The sequence below is a fragment of the Massilia rubra genome (assembly GCF_011682065.1).
In the GTDB taxonomy this organism is placed as follows: domain Bacteria; phylum Pseudomonadota; class Gammaproteobacteria; order Burkholderiales; family Burkholderiaceae_D; genus Telluria_A; species Telluria_A rubra.
The window spans coordinates 54,122-73,805 of record NZ_VUYU01000025.1 but is presented as its reverse complement, the minus strand read 5'-3'; the positions used below and the strand labels follow the sequence as shown (position 1 = coordinate 73,805).

General features: G+C 63.9%; 9 protein-coding genes. 7 read left to right on the top strand and 2 right to left on the bottom strand.

The features are described from left to right. Nucleotides 1-13 precede the first annotated feature (13 nt). On the top strand, nt 14-1,024 hold the full coding sequence (gap, locus tag F0185_RS26940; RefSeq protein WP_167229886.1) for a type I glyceraldehyde-3-phosphate dehydrogenase: 1,011 nt from the start codon (nt 14-16) through the stop codon (nt 1,022-1,024). Nucleotides 1,025-1,407: 383 nt separating this feature from the next. Here the strand turns inward: gap and F0185_RS26935 are convergent, their stop codons facing one another. Next, nucleotides 1,408-1,869: a cache domain-containing protein gene (locus F0185_RS26935; protein WP_167229884.1), complete on the bottom strand. Its 462-nt coding sequence runs from the start codon at nt 1,867-1,869 to the stop codon at nt 1,408-1,410. A 354-nt stretch (nt 1,870-2,223) separates the two neighbouring features. Between F0185_RS26935 and F0185_RS26930 the strand changes: the two genes are divergently transcribed. The 5 genes from F0185_RS26930 (at nt 2,224) to F0185_RS26910 (ending at nt 12,560) form a co-directional block, all read left to right on the top strand. Then, nucleotides 2,224-5,115 carry a TonB-dependent receptor plug domain-containing protein gene (locus F0185_RS26930; protein WP_167229881.1) on the top strand — a complete coding sequence of 964 codons (2,892 nt, stop codon included), beginning with the start codon at nt 2,224-2,226 and terminating at the stop codon, nt 5,113-5,115. Between the two features lie 249 nt (nt 5,116-5,364). Continuing rightward, nucleotides 5,365-8,175, top strand: a complete 2,811-nt coding sequence (locus F0185_RS26925; RefSeq protein WP_167229878.1) for a TonB-dependent receptor domain-containing protein — start codon at nt 5,365-5,367, stop codon at nt 8,173-8,175. A gap of 238 nt (nt 8,176-8,413) precedes the next feature. Continuing rightward, a complete protein-coding gene (locus F0185_RS26920; RefSeq protein WP_167229875.1) occupies nt 8,414-10,741 on the top strand; it encodes a TonB-dependent receptor in 2,328 nt (775 codons plus the stop codon). Nucleotides 10,742-10,777: 36 nt separating this feature from the next. Beyond that, the gene (locus F0185_RS26915; protein ID WP_167229872.1) at nt 10,778-11,752 is read left to right on the top strand and encodes a fatty acid desaturase; all 975 of its coding nucleotides are present in this window, start codon (nt 10,778-10,780) and stop codon (nt 11,750-11,752) included. Nucleotides 11,753-11,756: 4 nt separating this feature from the next. Continuing rightward, the gene (locus F0185_RS26910) at nt 11,757-12,560 is read left to right on the top strand and encodes a phosphate/phosphite/phosphonate ABC transporter substrate-binding protein (protein ID WP_229477206.1); all 804 of its coding nucleotides are present in this window, start codon (nt 11,757-11,759) and stop codon (nt 12,558-12,560) included. On the opposite strand, the gene glnE is transcribed toward F0185_RS26910, so the two are convergent. Beyond that, complete coding sequence (gene glnE / locus F0185_RS26905) at nt 12,557-15,307, bottom strand: bifunctional [glutamate--ammonia ligase]-adenylyl-L-tyrosine phosphorylase/[glutamate--ammonia-ligase] adenylyltransferase (protein ID WP_167229869.1); 2,751 nt, start codon at nt 15,305-15,307, stop codon at nt 12,557-12,559. The genes F0185_RS26910 and glnE overlap by 4 nt on opposite strands. Nucleotides 15,308-15,488: 181 nt before the next feature. On the opposite strand from glnE, the gene F0185_RS26900 reads away from it, so the two are divergent. After that, nucleotides 15,489-19,682: a YhdP family protein gene (locus tag F0185_RS26900; protein WP_167229867.1), complete on the top strand. Its 4,194-nt coding sequence runs from the start codon at nt 15,489-15,491 to the stop codon at nt 19,680-19,682. Nucleotides 19,683-19,684: the final 2 nt, after the last annotated feature.

Below are 19,684 nucleotides of genomic sequence, written 5' to 3'. Positions count from 1 at the left end.
CAGGAGCAAAGTAATGACGATCAAAGTTGCAATCAACGGTTATGGCCGTATCGGCCGCAATGTCCTGCGCGCTTTCTACGAAGGCGGCAAGAAACACGACATCCAGATCGTGGCGATCAACGACCTGGGCGATGCCAAGTCGAACGCGCACCTGACCCGTTACGACACGGCGCACGGCAAGTTCCCGGGCACCGTCACGGTCGAAGGCGACAACATGATCGTCAATGGCGACGCGATCCGCGTGTTCGCGCAGCGCAATCCTGCTGAAATTCCATGGGGCGAGCTGGGCGTGGACGTGGTGCTGGAGTGCACCGGTTTCTTCACCACCAAAGAAAAAGCCTCGGCCCACCTGAAGGGCGGCGCCAAGAAAGTCATCATTTCGGCGCCGGGCGGCAAGGATGTCGACGCCACCATCGTATTCGGCGTGAACGAAGGCGTCCTGAAAGCGACCGACACGGTCATTTCGAACGCCTCGTGCACCACCAACTGCCTGGCCCCGCTGGTCAAGCCGCTGAACGACGCGATCGGCCTGGAAACCGGCCTGATGACCACCGTGCACGCCTACACCAACGACCAGGTGCTGTCGGACGTGATGCATGAAGACCTGCGCCGCGCCCGTTCGGCCACGATGAGCATGATCCCGACCAAGACCGGCGCCGCCGCCGCGGTCGGCCTGGTGCTGCCTGAACTCAATGGCAAGCTCGATGGTTTCGCGATCCGCGTGCCGACCATCAACGTCTCGCTGGTCGACCTGACCTTCATCGCCAAGCGCGACACCACCGTGGACGAAGTCAATGCCCTGATGAAAGCGGCATCCGAAGGCGCGTTGAAAGACGTGCTGACGTACCAGACCGAGCCGCTGGTATCGATCGACTTCAACCACAACCCGGCCTCGTCGAATTTCGATTCGACGCTGACCAAAGTATCGGGCCGCCTGGTGAAAGTTTCGTCGTGGTACGACAACGAGTGGGGTTTCTCGAACCGCATGCTGGACACCACGGTTGCACTGATGAACACCAAGTAATTTTCGGCCACATCGACAAAGACGCCCTCCGGGGCGTTTTTTTTCGCGCGGAAGGCGCTGGCCGGGGAGGCCCCCCACAAACCGGGGTCAGAGCTTTAATTAGCAATATTCGCCCAGATCCCCCACCGGGGTCTGACCTCTGATTCGTAATTTTTTCCCTGAATCGCGGGACGATGATCGTGCCGGAGGCAGGCGCGCCCCTGCGTGCCGGCCACCGCCGGGCGGATCCGCCGCTTTTCGATGTGGCTTAGAAAAAATTTCGAATCAGAGGTCAGACCCCGGTTGTGGGCTCCGGCAATAATTTCTGATTAAAGCTCTGACCCCGGTTGTAAGGGTTTGCCGCGGGGGGCGTTAGGACGATTCTTTCGGCGTGCGGCGGCCGCTTATTTGTAGACGCCCGATCCCACCATCATGTCGTCCACCCGTTCGATATAGCCCGACTTGTTCTCGACCGCCTTGGTCACCGGATTGGGCCATTTGAAATCGACCCAGCCTTTGCCGGCGGGGGACTTGGCCAGGTCGGCCATCTCTTTGATCATCAACTTGCCGTTGCTGTCGGCTAGCGCCATCAGGTTTTTGCCGACAATCTTGGGATTGTTGCCGTGCGCGAGGCTGACGCCGTTCAGGTCGTATACATAGACGTACAGGTCGCGGTCGTGATACTCCTTGTTGGCCGTGTCGCTGATGGCCGCGAAGCCCTTGGCTTTGTCGGTCTTGATCAGCGCGATGGCTTTCTTGACCATCGCAACCGCTTCGTCGGCACTGCCTTTGTCGGCCGACCACGCCGCTCCCGGCACGGCCAGCAGGACGACGCTGAGTAAGCTTGCGGAAAACAGTGTTCTCATCAATACACTCCCCATCTCGAAAATGGCGCGTTGTTGCGTAGAACCATTATGCCGAGGTTCTTTTGCTTGTCAGTCACTTCCCTGAAATATCGCGTTCTGGCGAACGAATACATGCGCAAAAACCACAGTTTTTTCTGAACTGAATTACCTACAGCGGATTTGGCAAAACGTCATCTTTTGCCTAGGTTGAATCGTCAGAAAACAACATTAAAGACGGCAAAATTGACTTGTATGGTTAAGTTGTTTGCTTCCCCGTAGGGTTCATGCGAAATTTGTCATCACTCATACATATAAATGGGTTTCAAAAACAAGAGTCAATTTTTTCCATGGACGAATATCTCACCTGGAGTTATCTTGAAAAAACACTTTGTATTGAAACAGAGCGTCCTCGCCGTCGCGCTCACCTTGGGTTCCTCGCACATCGTTCTCGCGCAACAGGCTGCCGCGACGCCGACCGCCACGGTGTATATCACCGGTTCGAACCTGAAACGCATCGACAAGGAGGGCGCCCAGCCGATCCAGGTCATCACTGCCAAGGATATCCGCGACAGCGGCGCCGCCACCGTCACCGAACTGATGCGCAAAGTGCCGTCGATGGGCAGCGACGTCAACCTCGACACCAACGACGGCGGTTTCTCGCGCGGCGCGTCGACCGCCTCGCTGCGCGGCCTGGGCTCGACCTCGACCCTGATCCTGCTCAATGGCCGGCGCATGACGCCGGCGGCCTATGCCGATCCGAACAAGGGTAATTCGACACTGTACGACTTGAACGCGATTCCGCTGTCGGCCCTGGACCGGGTGGAAATCCTCAAGGATGGGGCGTCGGCCGTGTACGGCTCGGATGCAATCGGCGGCGTGATCAACTTCATTACCAAGACCAACTACCAGGGCACCGAGGTAGCGGCCCGCGCCAGCGCCAATGACGATGGCAAGTTCGCCCGCAAAGGCGCCAATATCTTCTGGGGCAAGGGCGACGTGGAAAGCGATGGCTACAATGTGTTCCTTACCGCCGACGTGTCCAACCGTGACCGTGTGAAACGCGCGGACGTCAAGGACATCGAATTCGAGACCTACCAGCAGATCAATGGACGCTTCGCCACGCCGTACGGCAGCACGGTTTCCGGCGTGACCTCGTTTTACCGTGAAAGCGCGCCGGGCAGCAAGAACTTCGCCGTCAACCGCAGCAATATGGCCGATCGCCTGGTTACCCGCACCACCTGCGATCCGTCGCAGCAACTGGTCGGCGCCACCAATATGGGCATCGTTCCCACCAGCGTGTTCATCGGGCGCACCTTCTGCAACTACGACACCACCCAATTCCTCGAAGGTATCGGCGACGGCAAGGATGCCAGCGTCATGACGCGCGGCGTGTTGAAACTGGGCCAGAACGCCAAGGCCTTCGCCGAAGCGGCTTACTCGCGCACCGAGCGTTCCTACACCGGCGCCCCGATTACCATCGGCCAGTCCGCGACGACCAACTTTACCAGCGAGAGCGTGGGGCAACCCTACCAGACCATCCTGGAAATCGGCCACCCCGACAATCCGTTCCCGGATGCACGCGCTTCGGTCGGCCACCGCTTTGTGAATCTGCGCGGCGGTTCCAAGACCCTGAGCGACAATACGCGCGTGCTGGCGGGGCTGCAGGGCACGCTTGGCAGCTGGGATTGGGAAACGGCCGTGCTGTACAACCAGACCACCAAGGAAAACACCGATTACGGCCGCCTGTACCTGCCGACCTTGCGCAAGATTAATGCTGGCGCGACCATTGCGTCCATCAGCGCCGATCCGAGCGTCGGGCATGACGTGGTCAGCGACGACAAGGCCTCGATCCTGCAATGGGATGGCAAGGTCAGCACGCAGTTCGGCCAACTTGGCGGCGGGGCGATGGGCCTGGCGCTGGGCGCCGAATTCCGGCGCGAAATGATCAAGCTGATGCCCGATCCGGTGCTGCAGCGCGGCGACATTTTCGGCCTGGCCAATACCAAGATCGACGGCGAACGCGACATCAAGTCGGCCTTCATCGAGCTGCGCACGCCCTTCCTGAAGAATGTCGAGATGGACTTCGCCGGCCGGGTCGACAAGTACCCGGGCATCAAGACCAATTTCGTGCCGAAGGTGGGCGCCAAGTGGACCGTGACCGACAGCCTGGCGTTGCGCGGCACCTATGGCCGCGGTTTCCGTGCGCCGGCGCTGGTGCAGGTGACGCCGGGCGGCGCCCAGTTTTTTCTCACTAACATCGCCGATCCGCGCCGCTGCGAGCCCGATGAAGAAACGCCGCGCGATGGCGCGACCGAACTCGATTGCAATAAGTCGGCGGCCGCCACCGGCGGCGCCAATCCCGACCTGGTACCGGAAAAATCGAAGAGCATTTCCTTCGGCCTGTTGTTCTCGCCAACCTCCTATCTCGACATTGGCCTCGATTTCTACAAGATCCGCAAGGAAGGTGAAGTCGCGCTCGGCCTGGCCGCGGACGCGCTCAAGAACGAGGCCCGGGTCCCGGGCAACGTGTTGCGCGACCCGAACCCGGCCAACTGGGTGCGTGACGCCAACGGTAACGTGATCCAGAACAGCGGTCCGCTGCTGATGGTCAAGACGCCATGGATGAACCAGGGCGCGACCGAAGTGCGCGGCGTCGATCTGGACGTGGCTTTCCGCAAGAACCTGGGCGAATGGGGAACGCTCAACTCCAAGCTGACCTCGACCTTCCTGGATTACTATGCCCTGGCCGGCACTGCGGGCGATCCCGAACGCAACCTGGCCGGCACCAGTGTCGGCTATGCGGACTGGAACCTGAGCGGTAACGACCAGCCGCGCTGGAAGACGTCGCTGTCGTCGTCGTGGAGCCATGGCGCGCACGCCTTCAATGCCAGTATCGACTACACCGGCCGCGTATCGCTGCTGCGCCGCTATAACAGGGAAGTGACCTACGACCAGCCGTTCTGCCAATACGGCACGCGCAAGGATAGCGATGCCGAGGCCAATCGCGATACCTCCATGCCCCTGTACGAAGCGTATTTCCCCGAGTGCTCGATCAACAGCTGGACCCGTTTTGGGGTTGGTTACACCTACACCGGCATCAAGAACCTGACCTTGAACCTGAACATCCAGAATGTGCTCGATACCAAGGCGCCTTACGATCCGATCTATGGCGTCAACACCTCGGCCCAGCCGCTGGCCGGCTACAACGAGGGCTTGCACAATCCTTACGGCCGCTACTTCCAGCTGACGGCGCGCTACGCGTTCTGATCTGTTGCTGCGGTAGTTGAACAACCCGGCCCTGGCGCCGGGTTTTTTTCGCCTGCGCAGCGTGACAGTTCGTGCCGAAAACAACGGAAATCTCGGGATATGGTCATTTTTGTGAATTCCTCTTGGTCATGAATCCACCTTTGTGCGAAATTCATGGCCCTCGCTTTTGCGCGCGCCTGCGGGGGCGGGCAGCGGCGGGATCGGAAAACAAGACTTACCCATACCTATAAAGCAATTCTGGAGCTGAACTTGAACAAGAAACTCGCATTGAAACGTAGCGTCGTCGCCGTCGCCCTGACCCTGGGCGCGGCCCAGGTGGCGCTGGCGCAGCAACAAGCCGCCCAACGGGATGCCGCCCAACCTATTCAAAAGGTCATCGTCACCGGCTCGAACATCAAGCGCGCGGTCGATACCGAAACCTCGTCAGCGGTGCAAGTGGTCGGCAAGGCTGAAATCGCCGCCATCGGCGCCAGCACCGTCAAGGACGTGCTCGACACGCTGACGTCGAGCGCCACCAACACCCTGTCGGACAAGACCGGCGGCGTTTCCTTCGCCGGCGGCGCGTCGGGCATTTCGCTGCGCAACCTGGGCAAGAATTCCACCTTGACCTTGCTCAACGGGCGCCGGGTCGCCAACTACGGCCTGGCCGACGGCGGCCAGCAAACCTTCGTCAACATCGACGCCATGCCGTCCGAAGTGATCGAACGCATCGAGATCCTGCTCGACGGCGCGTCCGCCGTGTACGGCTCGGACGCGGTCGCCGGCGTCATCAACATCATCACCAAGCGCGACTTCCAGGGCGCGCTGGCCAAGGCCGGTGCGCGCCAGTCGCTGCTCAACAGCAAGCTGGACAAGGACAAGACCGCCTCGCTGACCCTCGGCAAGGGCGACTTCGAAGCCGACGGCTACAACGTGTTCGGCCACTTCGAGGCTTACCAGCGCGATCCGTACGCGGCGCGCGAAACCATCAACGCCGTCCCGGGCTGGTGGAACAAGTACGTCAACCCGAGCTACGGCGTGCAATCGACCTATTCGTATCCGGGCAATTACGTCGACCGCTATCCCACTGCTTACCCGGCCAATCCGGCCTTGGCAGGCAAGACCTTCAGCACCCCCGTGGCCGGCTGCACCAACGTGATCGACGGCACCTGCCGCTACGACCAGTGGGCCGGTTATGGCCGCAGCCCGGAAGCGAAGCGCTACAACTTCTTCGGCAGCGGCCGCATGAAGCTGGGCGGCAACCGGGTCGCCTTTTCCGAAGTGACCCTGGGCCAGACCAATACCACCTACTTCAACCCGCCGGCCCTCATGCAATTCACCGGCACCCCGATCAACTGGTATAACAGCAAGGACGGCAAGCTCAATTCCTACACCGAGCCGAAGCTGCCGGTCGGCCATCCGAGCAATCCCTACAGCTTCCCGGTGGCGCTGCGCTACCGCTACGCCGACGATGTGAGCATCTTCAAGAAAGACGCGCAGGCGAAGCAGTACCGCGCGCTGGTCGGGCTGGAAGGCAGCGATTACGGCTGGGACTGGACCACGGCGATCGGCGTCATGGGCTCGAAGGTCGACAATGAATCGCGCGGCCGCAAGCATGCCGTCAACTACACTGCCGCGATCATGAGCGGCGAATACAAGTTCGGCGGCGTCAACAGCGACGACCTGTTGCAGCGCATGTTCCCGACCTCGACGGTTGGCGGCGAGTCGAAGCAAACCTTTATCGACGCCAAGGCAACGCGCGAGCTGATGCAGCTCGATGGCGGCCCGCTGTCGCTGGCCATCGGCGGCGACTTCCGGCGCGATGCGTTCAATGCCTACGTGAGCGAGAATATCTCGAGCGGCCAGATCGAAGGCTTGGGCGCGATCAATGTGGACGGTGCGCGCAATGTCAGCGCCGCCTTCGCGGAACTGAATGCGCCGTTGACCAAACAGCTCGAACTCAATGCCGCGGTGCGCCTCGACAAGGTGGGCGACACCGACCTGTCGCTGGTGCCGAAGGTCGGCATGCGCTATGAAGTGAACAAGCGCTTCATGCTGCGCGGCACCATTGCCAACGGTTTCCGCGCCCCTAACGTGGCCGAAACCGGCAAGGTCGACCTGGCCGCCTTCCGCAACACCAACGTCGATCCGAAGCGTTGCGCCACCGCCAACCAGCTCTACACCGCGCTGAAAACCGGCACCACCTTGGACCAGGCCGACGCCTTGCACGCGCGCGATGTCGGTTGCAGCGTCAGCTTTGCCTCGCTCACCAAAGGCAATGCGGAACTCGAGCCAGAAAAATCGCGCAGCTACAACCTTGGCCTGGTGATCGAGCCGTTGGCCAACCTGAGCCTGACGTTCGACTACTACCATATCGAGCGCCGCAATGAAATCAGCACCCGCGGCACGCGCCAGGTCCTGGCTGACGAAGACCGTCGTCCGGGCAGCGTGCAGCGCCTGGCGGTGACGGCCGACGACATGCGCCTGGCGGCGCGCGCCAAGGAGTTGACGGGCACGGATGTGGTGTTCCCGGTCGGCCCGATCGCGGCGATATCGAACCGTTACGAAAACATGAACCGCACCCGCGTTTCCGGTCTCGACATGGAAATGAACCACCGCTGGAACATGGGTTCGGCCGGCAAGCTGGTGAGCAACCTGAAAGCCAACTACCAGCTGGATTACCGCAGCTGGGATACGGTGACCGACACGTTCACCGAAAACCTGGCCGGCAACTACGAGAAATACCGCTATCGCGTGCGCGCCTCGACGGCGTGGACGCGCGGCGCATGGAATGTGGGCGGCGCGCTGACCTACCTGCCGGGCACCCGTTTGTACAATGACAAGTACGACACCAACTACACCGCCGAAGGTTGCGCCAGGCAGGGGATCGACGCCGAATACTGCCAGATCAAGCGCGATGTGGTGACCGATATGCACGTGGCCTACACGGGGTTCAAGAACACCACCTTGTCGATGAACCTGTACAACGTGTTCGACCGCGCGCCGGCGCCTGACGTGCGCGCCGACTACGAGCCATCGCGCGGCCGTTCGGTGCGGGCAGCGATGCAGTACCAGTTCTGACAACAGGATGAATGGCGCCGCAGGGCGCCATTCTGCAGAATCGCAACGGCCAGAACCGTCGACGATTTTGCGAGAATCGCAAACCTCAAAACCGTCTTTCCCGCGCAGGCGGGAAAGACAGCTCTCAATTCAAATAAGCAAACTTGTTTATCTTCGTGTCCGAGGTTTCCCGCCTTCTATATACTTTTCGGATGAGATAGACCCGCACGCATTACCAATCAAACAAGAAGGAACACCGATGGCAAAGCAGTTGATCGCCCACGGCGCACTGGCGATCTTCTCGCTCGGCGTTATCGCTCCCACCCAGGCCCAGCAGGCGCCTGCCGCCGCCACCGACGCCGCCGCCCGCGCCGCAGCGCGCCAGGCCGCCGGCAACAGCACTTCCGAACAAATCGACAAGGTCGAAATCACCGCCACCCGCGCCATTAACGCGGTCGACGTGCAGCAAGTCCCGGCCGCCATTACCGTCCTGCAACCGGAAGGCCTGGCCAAATTTGGCCTGGGCAAGCTGTCCGACATCGCCAGCCTGGTGCCCGCCATGAGCGTGCAGGAGCAGGGCGCCGGGGTGAATAACATCACCATGCGCGGCCTGGTCGTGCGCGGCATCGTGCCGTCCGAAATCCAGGATTCCTCTCTGGTGGCCGTGTACGTCGACGAGATGCCGGTGACCCTCAAGTCCGGCAACCCGGACCTGAAAGTGCTGGACCTGGAACGCATCGAAGTGCTGCAAGGCCCGCAGGGCACCCTGTTCGGCGCCAGCGCCATGGCCGGCGCGGTGCGCCAGATCACGCAAAAGCCCGATACCACCGACCTGTTCGGCTCCGTGGAGGCGGTCGGCTCGCGCACCTCTGGCTTCGGCGGCAACAACGGCAACCTGCGCGGCATGGTCAACATTCCCCTCAAGGCCGACGTGGCCGGCCTGCGCCTGACCGGCTACACCGGCAAGGATTCCGGCTATATCAAAAACGACTTCAACGGCGCCACCACCAATGCCGTCTCGACCAACCAGGGCCGCGCCGCGCTGCGCCTGCGCGCCTCGTCCAAGCTGGTGATCGACGCCAGCGCCACCGCCTCGAACATCAAGGGCGGCATCAACGATGCCTATTCGAAGCTGGCGCCGTTCACCACGTTCGCGCTGTTGCCGCAACAGAGCAACGATTCGCTGCAACTGTATAACCTGGCCGTCAACTACGACCTGGGCGGCGCGCAGCTGGTCTCGTCGAGCTCCTACCTGCACCGCGATACGCGTTATGTGCAATCGGCCCAGTATCCGGCCACGGCGTTCATTTTCAGCGGCAAGAATCCGCTGATGGCGTCGGCTTACACGATCGGCAATGCGGTGACCGACTTTGCGCAAGAGTTCCGACTCAATTCGAAAAGCAGCGGGCCGTTCAAGTGGACTGCGGGCGCGTTTTTTGAAACCGGCGAACGCAAGCTGCGCCAGGAGCAACCGACCGCAGGCTTCGACGCCCGTTTCGGTGAGACCCGCAACTTCCCCGGCTACAATTCGCAAAGCAACGACGGCGCCACGACGCCGAACAATTATTTTTCGGGCCGGCAAGACACCAAGTCGCACCAGGTGGCGCTGTTTGCCGAAGGCACTTACACCGTGTTCGAGAAACTCGACCTGACCGCCGGCCTGCGCCTGTTCAAGGGTACCCAGGATTTCGACCTGCATTTTTCCGGCCTGTTCGGCAACCTGGTGGGCGCCACCCCGGCGGCGCCCGTCGGCAGCCCGGAGACGAGCAGCAGCAGCGCCACCGCGCAGGGCGCCAATCCGCGCCTGGCGGCGGCCTATCATCTGGACCAGGATCACCTGCTGTACGCCAACGCGGGCAAGGGTTTCCGCTACGGCGGCAACAACCAGCCGGTGCCGTTCAACTTTTGCGGGCTCAATGCGCCGTCCACCTTCGCGCCGGACAGCTTGTGGAGCTACGAAATCGGTTCCAAGAACACCCTGTTCGAGCGCCGCATGACCCTCAATGTGAACGCTTACCTGAGCAATTGGGACGATGTGCAGGTGTTCAACAAGCTGCCGTGCACGTATTACTTCACCCAGAACGCCGGCAAGATCCGCAGCGAAGGCGTGGAAGTGGAGGGCGCTTTCAAGCTGACGCGGCGCGCCAGCATCGGTTTCAATGCCGCTTACAACCATGCCTACGCGCGCAACGCGGTGGTGACCGGCATCGCGGCGCAGAACATTCCGGCCGGGGCGCGCACGCCGTATGCGCCGCGCGTGGCCGCCAGCGCCACCGTCAGCTACCGGATTCCGGTCGGCGGCACGGATGAAGTCGGCCTGGCCGCCAGCTATGCCTACAAGGGCAGCGCCTACACCAATTTTGCCGCCGCCCAGGGCAGCTATTCGGAGATTCCATCGTCGAATACGCTCAACGCCACCTTGACCTACACCACGCGCGCTGTCGAAGTCGGCCTGTTCGGCACCAATCTGACCAACGGCAATAAAGTGAGCGATGTGACGACCAACAGCATCGCCATCCAGCCGGGCGATACCTTGTTCATGGCGCGTCCGCGCACAGTCGGCATTCGTGTGAAATCGCGTTTTTAGCGCCTTTTGTAGCGCACTTACCGGGAGAACTTGCTTATGACAACAGCAGTGGCAAAGGAAGTGTGCACGAACTACATGGACGCCGCGCAACAGCAGCAAATGCGCGGCGAACGCCAGCGCTGGTTATGGCTGGCGGAATGGCCCACCTGGCTGTTGATCGTCGTCATTCATGGCGGCTGGCTGGCCACCCTGGCAAACTGGCGCGCGCTCGGCACACCCGCCGCCACGGTGCTGATGATCTGGTGGTGCGCATGGTACATGTCGCTTCAGCACGAATTGATTCACGGCCATCCGACCCGCTGGCCGACGCTGAACCGCCTGTTCGGCACGCTGCCGCTGGCGGTGTGGTATCCATATCAGTTGTATCGCGACAGCCATCTGCGCCATCACGTCGATTTCCACCTGACCATGCCGGCGCTCGATACCGAAAGCCATTACGTCTCGCCGGCCGCCTGGGCCGGCATGAGCAAGCCGCTGCAACAACTGCTGTGGTTTAACAAGACCTTCTGGGGCCGCATGCTGGTCGGCCCGGCGATTGCGATCACGTCCGCCTGGATCGAGGCCGTGCGCCAGCCCTTGCGCGGGGACTGGACCCAGGCCCACATGTGGCTGCGCCATGTAGCCATGCTGGGGGCGCTGCTGTGGGTGGTCGAGGCCGCGTTCGGCGTGTCGGCGCTGTATTACGTGCTGGCGATATCGTATCCGGCCCAGTCGCTGGTGATGATCCGCTCGTATTACGAACATCGTCCGGCGGAAAACCACAAGCAGCGCATCGTGCTCAACGAAGCGGGCTTCGTGTTCCGCCTGCTGTATTTGAATAACAATTTCCATCTGGTACACCATGACTTTCCATCGCTGCCGTGGTATCTGCTGCCGCGCGTCTACCATACGCGGCGCGAGGCGTATATTGCCCGCAGCGGCGGCTTTTACGTGCGCGGTTACGGCGATCTGATGCGCCGTTTCGGCCTGACGGCGGTCGATGCGCCGGTCCATCCCCACATGCCGGACTAAGAAGATGAGGTGGACAGTCGCATTCCCGATGTACAACGTGTCGGCCCAGGTCGCAGCAGACTATGAAGCCCTGTTCGACGCGCTGGTCGATGTGCTGCGCGCCGATGGCATGCTTGATGCCGTCGAGCTCGAACGCGAGCCGGTCTTGCCGGACTTCTGGAAGCGGCCGGACATGCTGCTCAGCCAGACCTGCGGCTATCCCTACCTGACCCAGCTGCGCGAACACGTCCGCTTGCTCGCGACGCCAGCTTACGAGTTCGACGGCTGCGCGGGGGCGGACTACGCCAGCGCGCTCGTGGTGCGCGACGGCAGCGGCATCGCCACCCTGGCCGACGCGCGCGGGCGCAGGGCCGCCGCCAACGACATTTACTCCAACAGCGGCATGAACGCGCTGCGCCATGCGGTGGCGCCATTCGCGCGCGACGGGCGTTTTTTCAGCGGCGTGACATGGTCGGGCAGTCACCGCGCCAGCCTGGCGCTGGTGCAAAGCGGCGCGGCCGACCTGGCGGCCATCGACTGCGTCACGCTCGGCTATCTGCGCCGCGAGCAGCCGTCCAGCCTGGATGGCATCTCGATCCTGCGCTACTCGGCGCCATCGCCCGGCCTGCCGTTCGTGACGGGCGCCGCTGTGCCGGACGCGCTGCGACAGCGCTTGCGCGACGCCTTGCTGGCGCCTGCGGCGGCGCTGGCCGAGCTGCTGCCGGCGCTGTCGATCGGCCACTTTGCGCCGTGCTCCATGCACGATTACGAACGCATCGGCGCGCTGCAAGCGGAGGCGTGCGCGCGCGGCTATCCCCATCTCGCCTAGGCGAACACCGCTTCCCACAACTGCCTGACCGGTGCGCTGTGCCTGGCCACCAGCGCCGCGTCCACGCGCGCATTGTCCTTGCCCTGCAGGCGCATCTGGTGCTGCAGCTTGCGCATGGCGCGATAGGCGTCGCCCACCGCCAGCGCCAGATCCGCATCGATCAGCCCCAGGTCGGCGAACATGCGCAGCAGGCCGATGTTGCCGAGGTTGATGGTGAGCTGCGGATACTGCGCGCAATGGCGCAGCACCAGGTACTGCGACATGAATTCGACATCGATCATGCCGCCCACATCCTGCTTGAGGTCGAACAGGCCGGGGCGCGCCGGATAGGCGTCGTGCATCTTCTTGCGCATCTTCAGCACTTCTTGCTTGAGTTCGTCCGCGCGCTCACTGCGGTCGGTGCGCAGCACGCGTTCGCGCACCGCCTCGAAGCGTTCGCCGATGGCCGCGTCGCCGGCGCAGAAGCGCGCGCGCGTAAGCGCCTGGTGTTCCCAGATCCAGGCCGAATTTTCCTGGTAGCGCTCGAACGCGGCCACGCTCGAGACCAGCATGCCGCTGGCGCCGTCCGGGCGCAGCGCGGTGTCGATATCGAACAAGATGCCGGCCGAGGTGTGCGCCGTCATCCAGGTAATGAAACGCTGGGCCAGCTTGGCGTAGTTGCCGGGCGCTTCCTGGTCGTCGTCGTCGAACAGGAAAATCACGTCCAGGTCCGACACGTAGCCCAGTTCCTTGCCGCCCAGCTTGCCGTAGGCGATGACGGCGAAGCGCGGCACCTCGCGGTGGCGCGTGGAAATGGCTTGCCAGGCGGCGTCGATGGTGGCGGCGACGATGGTGTCGGCCAGCGCCGAGAGGTAATCGGCCAGCTTTTCCACGGTCAGTTCGCCCGCCAGGTCTTGCGCCAGCAGGCGGAACAGTTGCGCGTGGTGGGCTTCGCGCAAGATATCCATCTGGCGCTCGGTGTCGCCGGCGGCCGCGCCCAGTTGCTCCTTGAGTTCGGCGGCCAGGGCGGCGCAGTCGGGCACGGCGCTGCGCACGCGCTCATCTAACAGTTCGTCGAGCACGATCGGGTGTTGGGTCAGGAAGGTGGCGGCCCAGCCGCTGGCGTACATCATGCGGATCACGCGTTCCAGGGTGTGCGGATACTCGGTCAGCAAGGACAAGTAGGCCGAGCGGCGCGCGATGGCTTCGAAAAACGCCAGCAGGCGGGTGAGGGTCGAGCTGGCGCTGCCGGCGCCGGCTTCCAGCGCGGTCTTGCCGATCAGCGGCAGCGCGGCGTTGACCAGCGCCAGCAGGCGGGTGCGGCTCGCTTCGGGCAGGGCTTGCACCTTGCCGGACTGCCAGGTGCTCATCAGGCGCTGGGCGGCGCCGCCGGCGTCGTCGAAGCTGAGCGCGCGCAGGTGCGCTTCGATCGCTTCGCGGTTGTCGAGGTCGGCCCCGGCCCAGCTGCTGGCGCCCGGGTCGACCGTGTCGCCAGCCTGCTCGGACTTGTCGCTGAAGATGGCGTCGAACTGGGCTGCCACGAAATGGCGGTGTTCTTCCAGTTGCGCCAGCAGGGTGGCCACGTCGGGCAGGCGCATCATCTGCGCGATGACGGCGCGGTCGGCGTCGCTGGCGGGCAGGGTGTGGGTCTGGGCGTCGTCCAGGTATTGCAGGCGGTGTTCCAGGTTGCGCAGGAAGGCGTAGGAAGCGAGCAATTGCTCGACCGTGTCGGCCGGCAGCAGTTCCTTGTCGGCCAGCACGCGCAGGGTGGCGCGGGTGGAACGGTCGCGCAGGGCGCTGTCGCGCCCGCCCCGGATCAGCTGGAACACTTGCGCCAGAAATTCGATTTCGCGGATCCCGCCGCGCCCCAGCTTGACGTTGTTGCTGCGGTCCGGATGCAGGCGTTCCTGGCGGTCGACCTCGGCGCGGATCTGGGCGTGCATGGTGCGAATCGCGTCGATCACGCCGAAGTCGAGGTAGCGCCGGTACACGAAGGGATGGACGATGGCTTCGAGCGCGGCGATGTCTTGCGGCGCGCCGGTGACGGCGCGCGCCTTGACCCAGGCGTAGCGCTCCCACTCGCGGCCCTGCACGATCAGGTATTCCTCGACCATGTTCAGGCTGGCGACCAGCGGGCCGGAGTTGCCGTTCGGGCGCAGCGCCATGTCCACCCGGAAGGTAAAGCCATCCTCGGTGATCTCGGACAGGGCGGCGATCAACTTTTTGCCCAGGCGCGTGAAAAACTCGTGGTTCGACAGCTGGCGCTGGCCGGCCCCGGCGGCGGTGTCGCCATCTTCCGGGTAGACGAAGATCAGGTCGATGTCGGACGAGACATTCAGCTCGCCGCCGCCTTGCTTGCCCATCGCCAACACAATCATTTCCTGCGGCAGTCCCGATTCGTGGCCGACCGGCATGCCGTGGCTGCTCACCTGCTCGGCCATGAGGGCGGCCAGGTGGGTGCGGATGGCGAAGTCGGCAAACGCCGTCATGGTGGCCACCACTTCGGCCAGATCGGCCTGGCCGTCCAGGTCGCGCTGTATCAGGCTTGAGACCAGCAGGTTGCGCAGGCGGCGCATGGCGCGCACGGCGGGAAGCGGCGGGGCGCCCGGTTTGGCGTCGTCCACGGCCACGCGGGCCAAGCCTTGCGCCAGATCAAGCTGGTCGAGCGGGCCGGCGGTGATGCTGGCCACAGCGCCGGCGCGGCTTGGATCGGCCGCCAGCCAGCGTTGATAAAAGCGCGACAGCGGTGTCAGGGAGGCTGGATTCATTGGTTGGCGTCAGGAAAGGGTAAGTGAAAGTCGGGTTCGGTGGCGCTTGTATAAGGTAAAATTAACATGGGCCGCGCTACGGTGAGGATCAGGACGATGGTAAGGGAGCCGGCGCGATTCGCGCAAGCGTTACCTTATTGCACTACATTTGGATACGGCGGGACCCTTTATCAGCTTATTGATGCATACACCGGAAGCACAGGCTCCCGCCGAGCACCTGCCCATCGCAGAGCGCTGGCGGCGGCTGCGTTCCGCCTATCGGGCCTGCAATCGCGCCACCCATCACGTGCTGGGCTTCACCATCAAGCTGGCGCTGCTGGTGTATTTTCTGTTCACCATCGTGTTCCTGGTGCTGCGCTACCTCATCCTGCCGAATATTGACTATTACAAGGGCAATATCGAGCGCATCGCCAGCCGCGCGCTGGGCAGCGACGTCACCATCACCCGCATTTATGCGTCCTGGCGCGGCTTGCGCCCGAACCTGTTCCTGGGCGATGTGATCCTGCGCGACCCGGCCGGCCGCCAGGTGCTGAGCCTGCCGAGCGTGTCGGCCACCCTGTCGTGGTGGAGCGTGCCGACCCTGGAACCGCGTTTTTACTCCCTCGAAATCATTCGCCCCGACCTCGACATCCGGCGCGACGCCAGCGGCCAGCTGTTCGTGGCCGGCATGCCGATCAAGCAGGGCGAGCACGGCGACGCCGGCGGCGCCGACTGGGCCTTCAAGCAGCGCCAGATCCTGATCCGCGAAGGGCGCGTGCAGTGGACCGACCAGTTGCGCGGCGCGCCGGTGCTGGCGCTGGAGAACGTCGACGTGGTGCTCAAGAACCGCTGGCAGCACCACCGCTTCGGCCTGCGCGCCACGCCGCCGGCCAGCCTGGCCGGGCCGCTCGATGTGCGCGCCGACTTCGCCCATCCGCGCTTTACGGCGCGCATGGCCGACATGCGCCAGTGGAAAGGCGAGCTGTACGCCGACCTGCCCGATACCGACCTGGCCGCCTGGACCCCCTACCTCGATTACCCGGTCAAGGTGAGCCAGGGCCAGGGATCGGTGCGCGCCTGGCTGAGCCTGGACCGGGCCAAGCTGGCCGGGTTCACCGCCGACGTGGCGCTGGCCGGCGTCAGTGCGCGCCTGGGGCGCGACTTGCCGGCGCTGGCGCTGGCGCGCGTGCGCGGCCGCTTGTCCGCGCGCGAAACCTTTGCCGCCGGCAGTAATCGAGGCACCCCGGCTTTCGGGACGCACGGGCACGAAGTGACGCTCACCGATTTTTCCCTGCTCACCGCCGACGGCCTGAGCCTGGCGCCGACCACCTTGTCCGAGTCCTACACCCCGGCGCGCGGCCAGGCGCCGGAGCAGGTGAAAGTGAGTGCCCGCCAACTCGACCTGGAAACCCTGTCGCGCCTGGCCGGCCAATTGCCGCTGACCGCTGTGCAGCGCCAGTTGCTGGTGGACGGCGGCCTGCGCGGCAAGGTCAGCGATTTTTCGGTGGAGTGGCAGGGCAAGTTCCCGGACCTCGCCAGCTACCGCGTGCGCGGCAAGCTCGACGGCCTGGGCATGCGCGCCCAGGCGGCCCGGCCGGCCGTGGCCAGGACCGCGTCGAGCCCGGCGCGGGCGGCGTTTCCGCCGATTCCCGGCATCGAGAATTTGTCCGGCGCCCTGGACGCGAGCGAGAAGGGTGGCATGCTGACCCTCAATTCGCAGCAACTGGTGCTGCAACTGCCGGCCTGGTTTGCCGACCCGGCCATGGCCTTCGATCAATTCGACGCGCGCGCCCGTTGGACCTTTGCGCCCCAGAACAAATTGCTGGTGCAACTAGAGAGCCTCGATTTTGCGCAAGGGACGCTGACCGGATCGCTGTCGGGCACGCACCAGATGACCCTGGGAAGCCAGGCCGGCAAGCCGGCCGACATCGTCGACGTCAGCGGCACCTTGTCGGGCTTCGCGATCAACACCATCGGGCGCTACCTGCCCCTGAAAACCCCGGAACACCTGCGCGGCTGGCTGACCGGCGCGCTGGAAGACGGCATGGCGCAGGACGCCACCTTCCGCCTGCGCGGCGACCTGGCGCACTTCCCGTTCCGCAGCAATACGCCGGGCGAGCGCAAGGGCGAATTCCGGGTTGGCGGACGCCTGGAAAACGCCAGGCTGAACTACGCGCCCGGCCATTTCGCGCCCGATGGGGTGGCGCCGGTGTGGCCGCAGGCCGAGCAGATCAACGGCAGCTTTTTGTTCGACCGCACGCGCATGGAAATCAAGGGCGACACGGCGAAAACCCGTGGCGTGGCGCTGAGCGCGGTCAAAGCCGTGATCGCCGACCTGGCCGACCCGGACAAGGTGCTGGAAATCGACGGCAACGCCGCCGGGCCGATGCAGGATTTCCTCGGCTACGTGGAAGCGAGCCCGGTGCTGAACTGGATCGGCCGCTTTACCGAACACACGCGCGCGAGCGGCAACGCCAAGCTGGGATTGAAGCTGCAACTGCCGCTGGCCCACCTGATCGAATCGAAAGTCCAGGGCACCTTGCAGCTGATGAACAACGACGTGGTGCTGTTCGATCCCTTGCCGCCGCTGCAGTCGGCCATCGGCAAGCTCGAATTCAACGAAAAAGGCATCAACCTGAACGGCGTCGGCGCCAGCTTCCTGGGCGGGCCGCTGGCGCTGACCGGCGGCACGCAGCGCGACAATGCGATCGTGATCAAGCTGGCCGGCACGGCCACCGCCGACGGCATCCGCAAGACCTACCCGTCGGCCGCCTTGCAGCACGTGCTGGGGCTGGTCTCGGGCGCCGCCCGCTACAACGGCGCGGTGGTGGTGCGCGATCACCAGGCCCAGGTAACGGTCGACTCGACCCTGGCCGGCATGGGCGTGGAATTGCCGGCGCCGCTCAACAAGGCGGCCGCCGACAGCCTGCCGCTGCATTTCACCCTGACCGGCTTGGCGGGCGCCGACCCCGGCGTGGCGCATGACGAGATCCGGCTGGCGCTGGGGCCGAACATCAGCGCGCGCTACCAGCGCAGCAAGCTGGGCAAGGGAGCGTGGAAGGTCGACAGCGGCGGCATCGGCGTGAACGTGCCGGCCCCGATCCCGGACAGCGGCCTGATGATCAATGCCGATATGAAAACCATCAACGTCGACCAGTGGATCGCGATCGGCTCGTCGGTGGCGCACGCCGCACCCGAGCCGGCGCCGGCGGCCGGCGCCCCGGGCGAGGGCATCGACCTGGCCCAGTACGTGGTGGCCGATGTGCTGGCCGCGCGCGCGAACGAACTGATCATCAGTGAACGCAAGCTCGACAACGTGGTGGTGGGCGCCTCGCACGTGAAAGATACCTGGCAGGCCAACGTCGATGCGCGCCAGGTGGCCGGCCACGTCACCTGGGCCGAGGGGCCGAGCGGCCAGGGCCTGGGCAAGGTCACGGCGCGCCTGGCTTCGCTGATCATTCCCGAATCGGCCGCCGCCGGCGTGAAAGACTTGCTCGAAGGCGGCAAGAGCGCGGCCGCCACCATTCCCGCGCTCGATATCGTGGCCGAGCATTTCGAACTGTTCAACAAGAAACTCGGGCGCCTGGAACTGGTCGCCAGCAACGCCCAGCTGGCCAGCGGGCGCGAGTGGCAGATTAACAGCTTGCTGCTGGCCAATCCCGACGGCGTGCTGCGCAGCACCGGCAAGTGGGTGACCGGGGAAGGGCACAGCAACACCAGCCTGAAGTTCGTGCTCGACATCGAAGATGCCGGCAAGTTGCTGGACCGCTTCGGTTTCCCTGAAACGCTGCGGCGCGGCAAGGGCAAGATGGCGGGCGAGATCGCCTGGAATGGCTTGCCGTATTCGCTGGACATTCCTAGTTTGTCGGGCAAGATCGAAATGGGCGTGGCTGCGGGCCAGTTCCTCAAGCAAGACCCGGGCGCGGCCAAGCTGCTGGGCGTGCTGAGCCTGCAAATGCTGCCGCGCCTGCTCAAGCTCGATTTCCACGATGTGTTTTCGGAAGGGCTGGCCTTCGACGGCATCACCGCCAACGCCAGCATCACGCGCGGCGTGGTGCGCACCGACAATCTCAAAATGCATGGCGTGGCGGCCACCGTGCTCATGGCCGGCACCGCCGACATTGCCAACGAGTCGACCAACCTGCATGTGGTGGTGATCCCCGAATTCAACCTGGGCACCGGCCCGCTGGTGTACGCGCTGGCGGTCAATCCGGTGGTCGGGCTGGGCAGTTTTCTCGCGCAACTGTTCCTGCGCGCGCCCGTGATGAAGGCGCTGACCTACGAAATGCAGATCACCGGCCCGTGGAAGGCGCCGGTCATCACCAAGCTCGGTGCGCCCAAAGGTCCGCCGCCGCTGGTGCTGCCGGCGACCAACGTGAAACCCGAGACGAACTGAAC

Excerpts from the sequence above, each read along its gene's own strand:
- gap (WP_167229886.1), top strand. The coding sequence starts at position 14 with ATGACGATCAAAGTTGCAATCAACGGTTATGGCCGTATCGGCCGCAAT.
- F0185_RS26935 (WP_167229884.1), bottom strand. The coding sequence starts at position 1,869 with ATGAGAACACTGTTTTCCGCAAGCTTACTCAGCGTCGTCCTGCTGGCC.
- F0185_RS26920 (WP_167229875.1), top strand. The coding sequence starts at position 8,414 with ATGGCAAAGCAGTTGATCGCCCACGGCGCACTGGCGATCTTCTCGCTC.
- F0185_RS26915 (WP_167229872.1), top strand. The coding sequence starts at position 10,778 with ATGACAACAGCAGTGGCAAAGGAAGTGTGCACGAACTACATGGACGCC.
- F0185_RS26910 (WP_229477206.1), top strand. The coding sequence starts at position 11,757 with ATGAGGTGGACAGTCGCATTCCCGATGTACAACGTGTCGGCCCAGGTC.
- glnE (WP_167229869.1), bottom strand. The coding sequence starts at position 15,307 with ATGAATCCAGCCTCCCTGACACCGCTGTCGCGCTTTTATCAACGCTGG.
- F0185_RS26900 (WP_167229867.1), top strand. The coding sequence starts at position 15,489 with ATGCATACACCGGAAGCACAGGCTCCCGCCGAGCACCTGCCCATCGCA.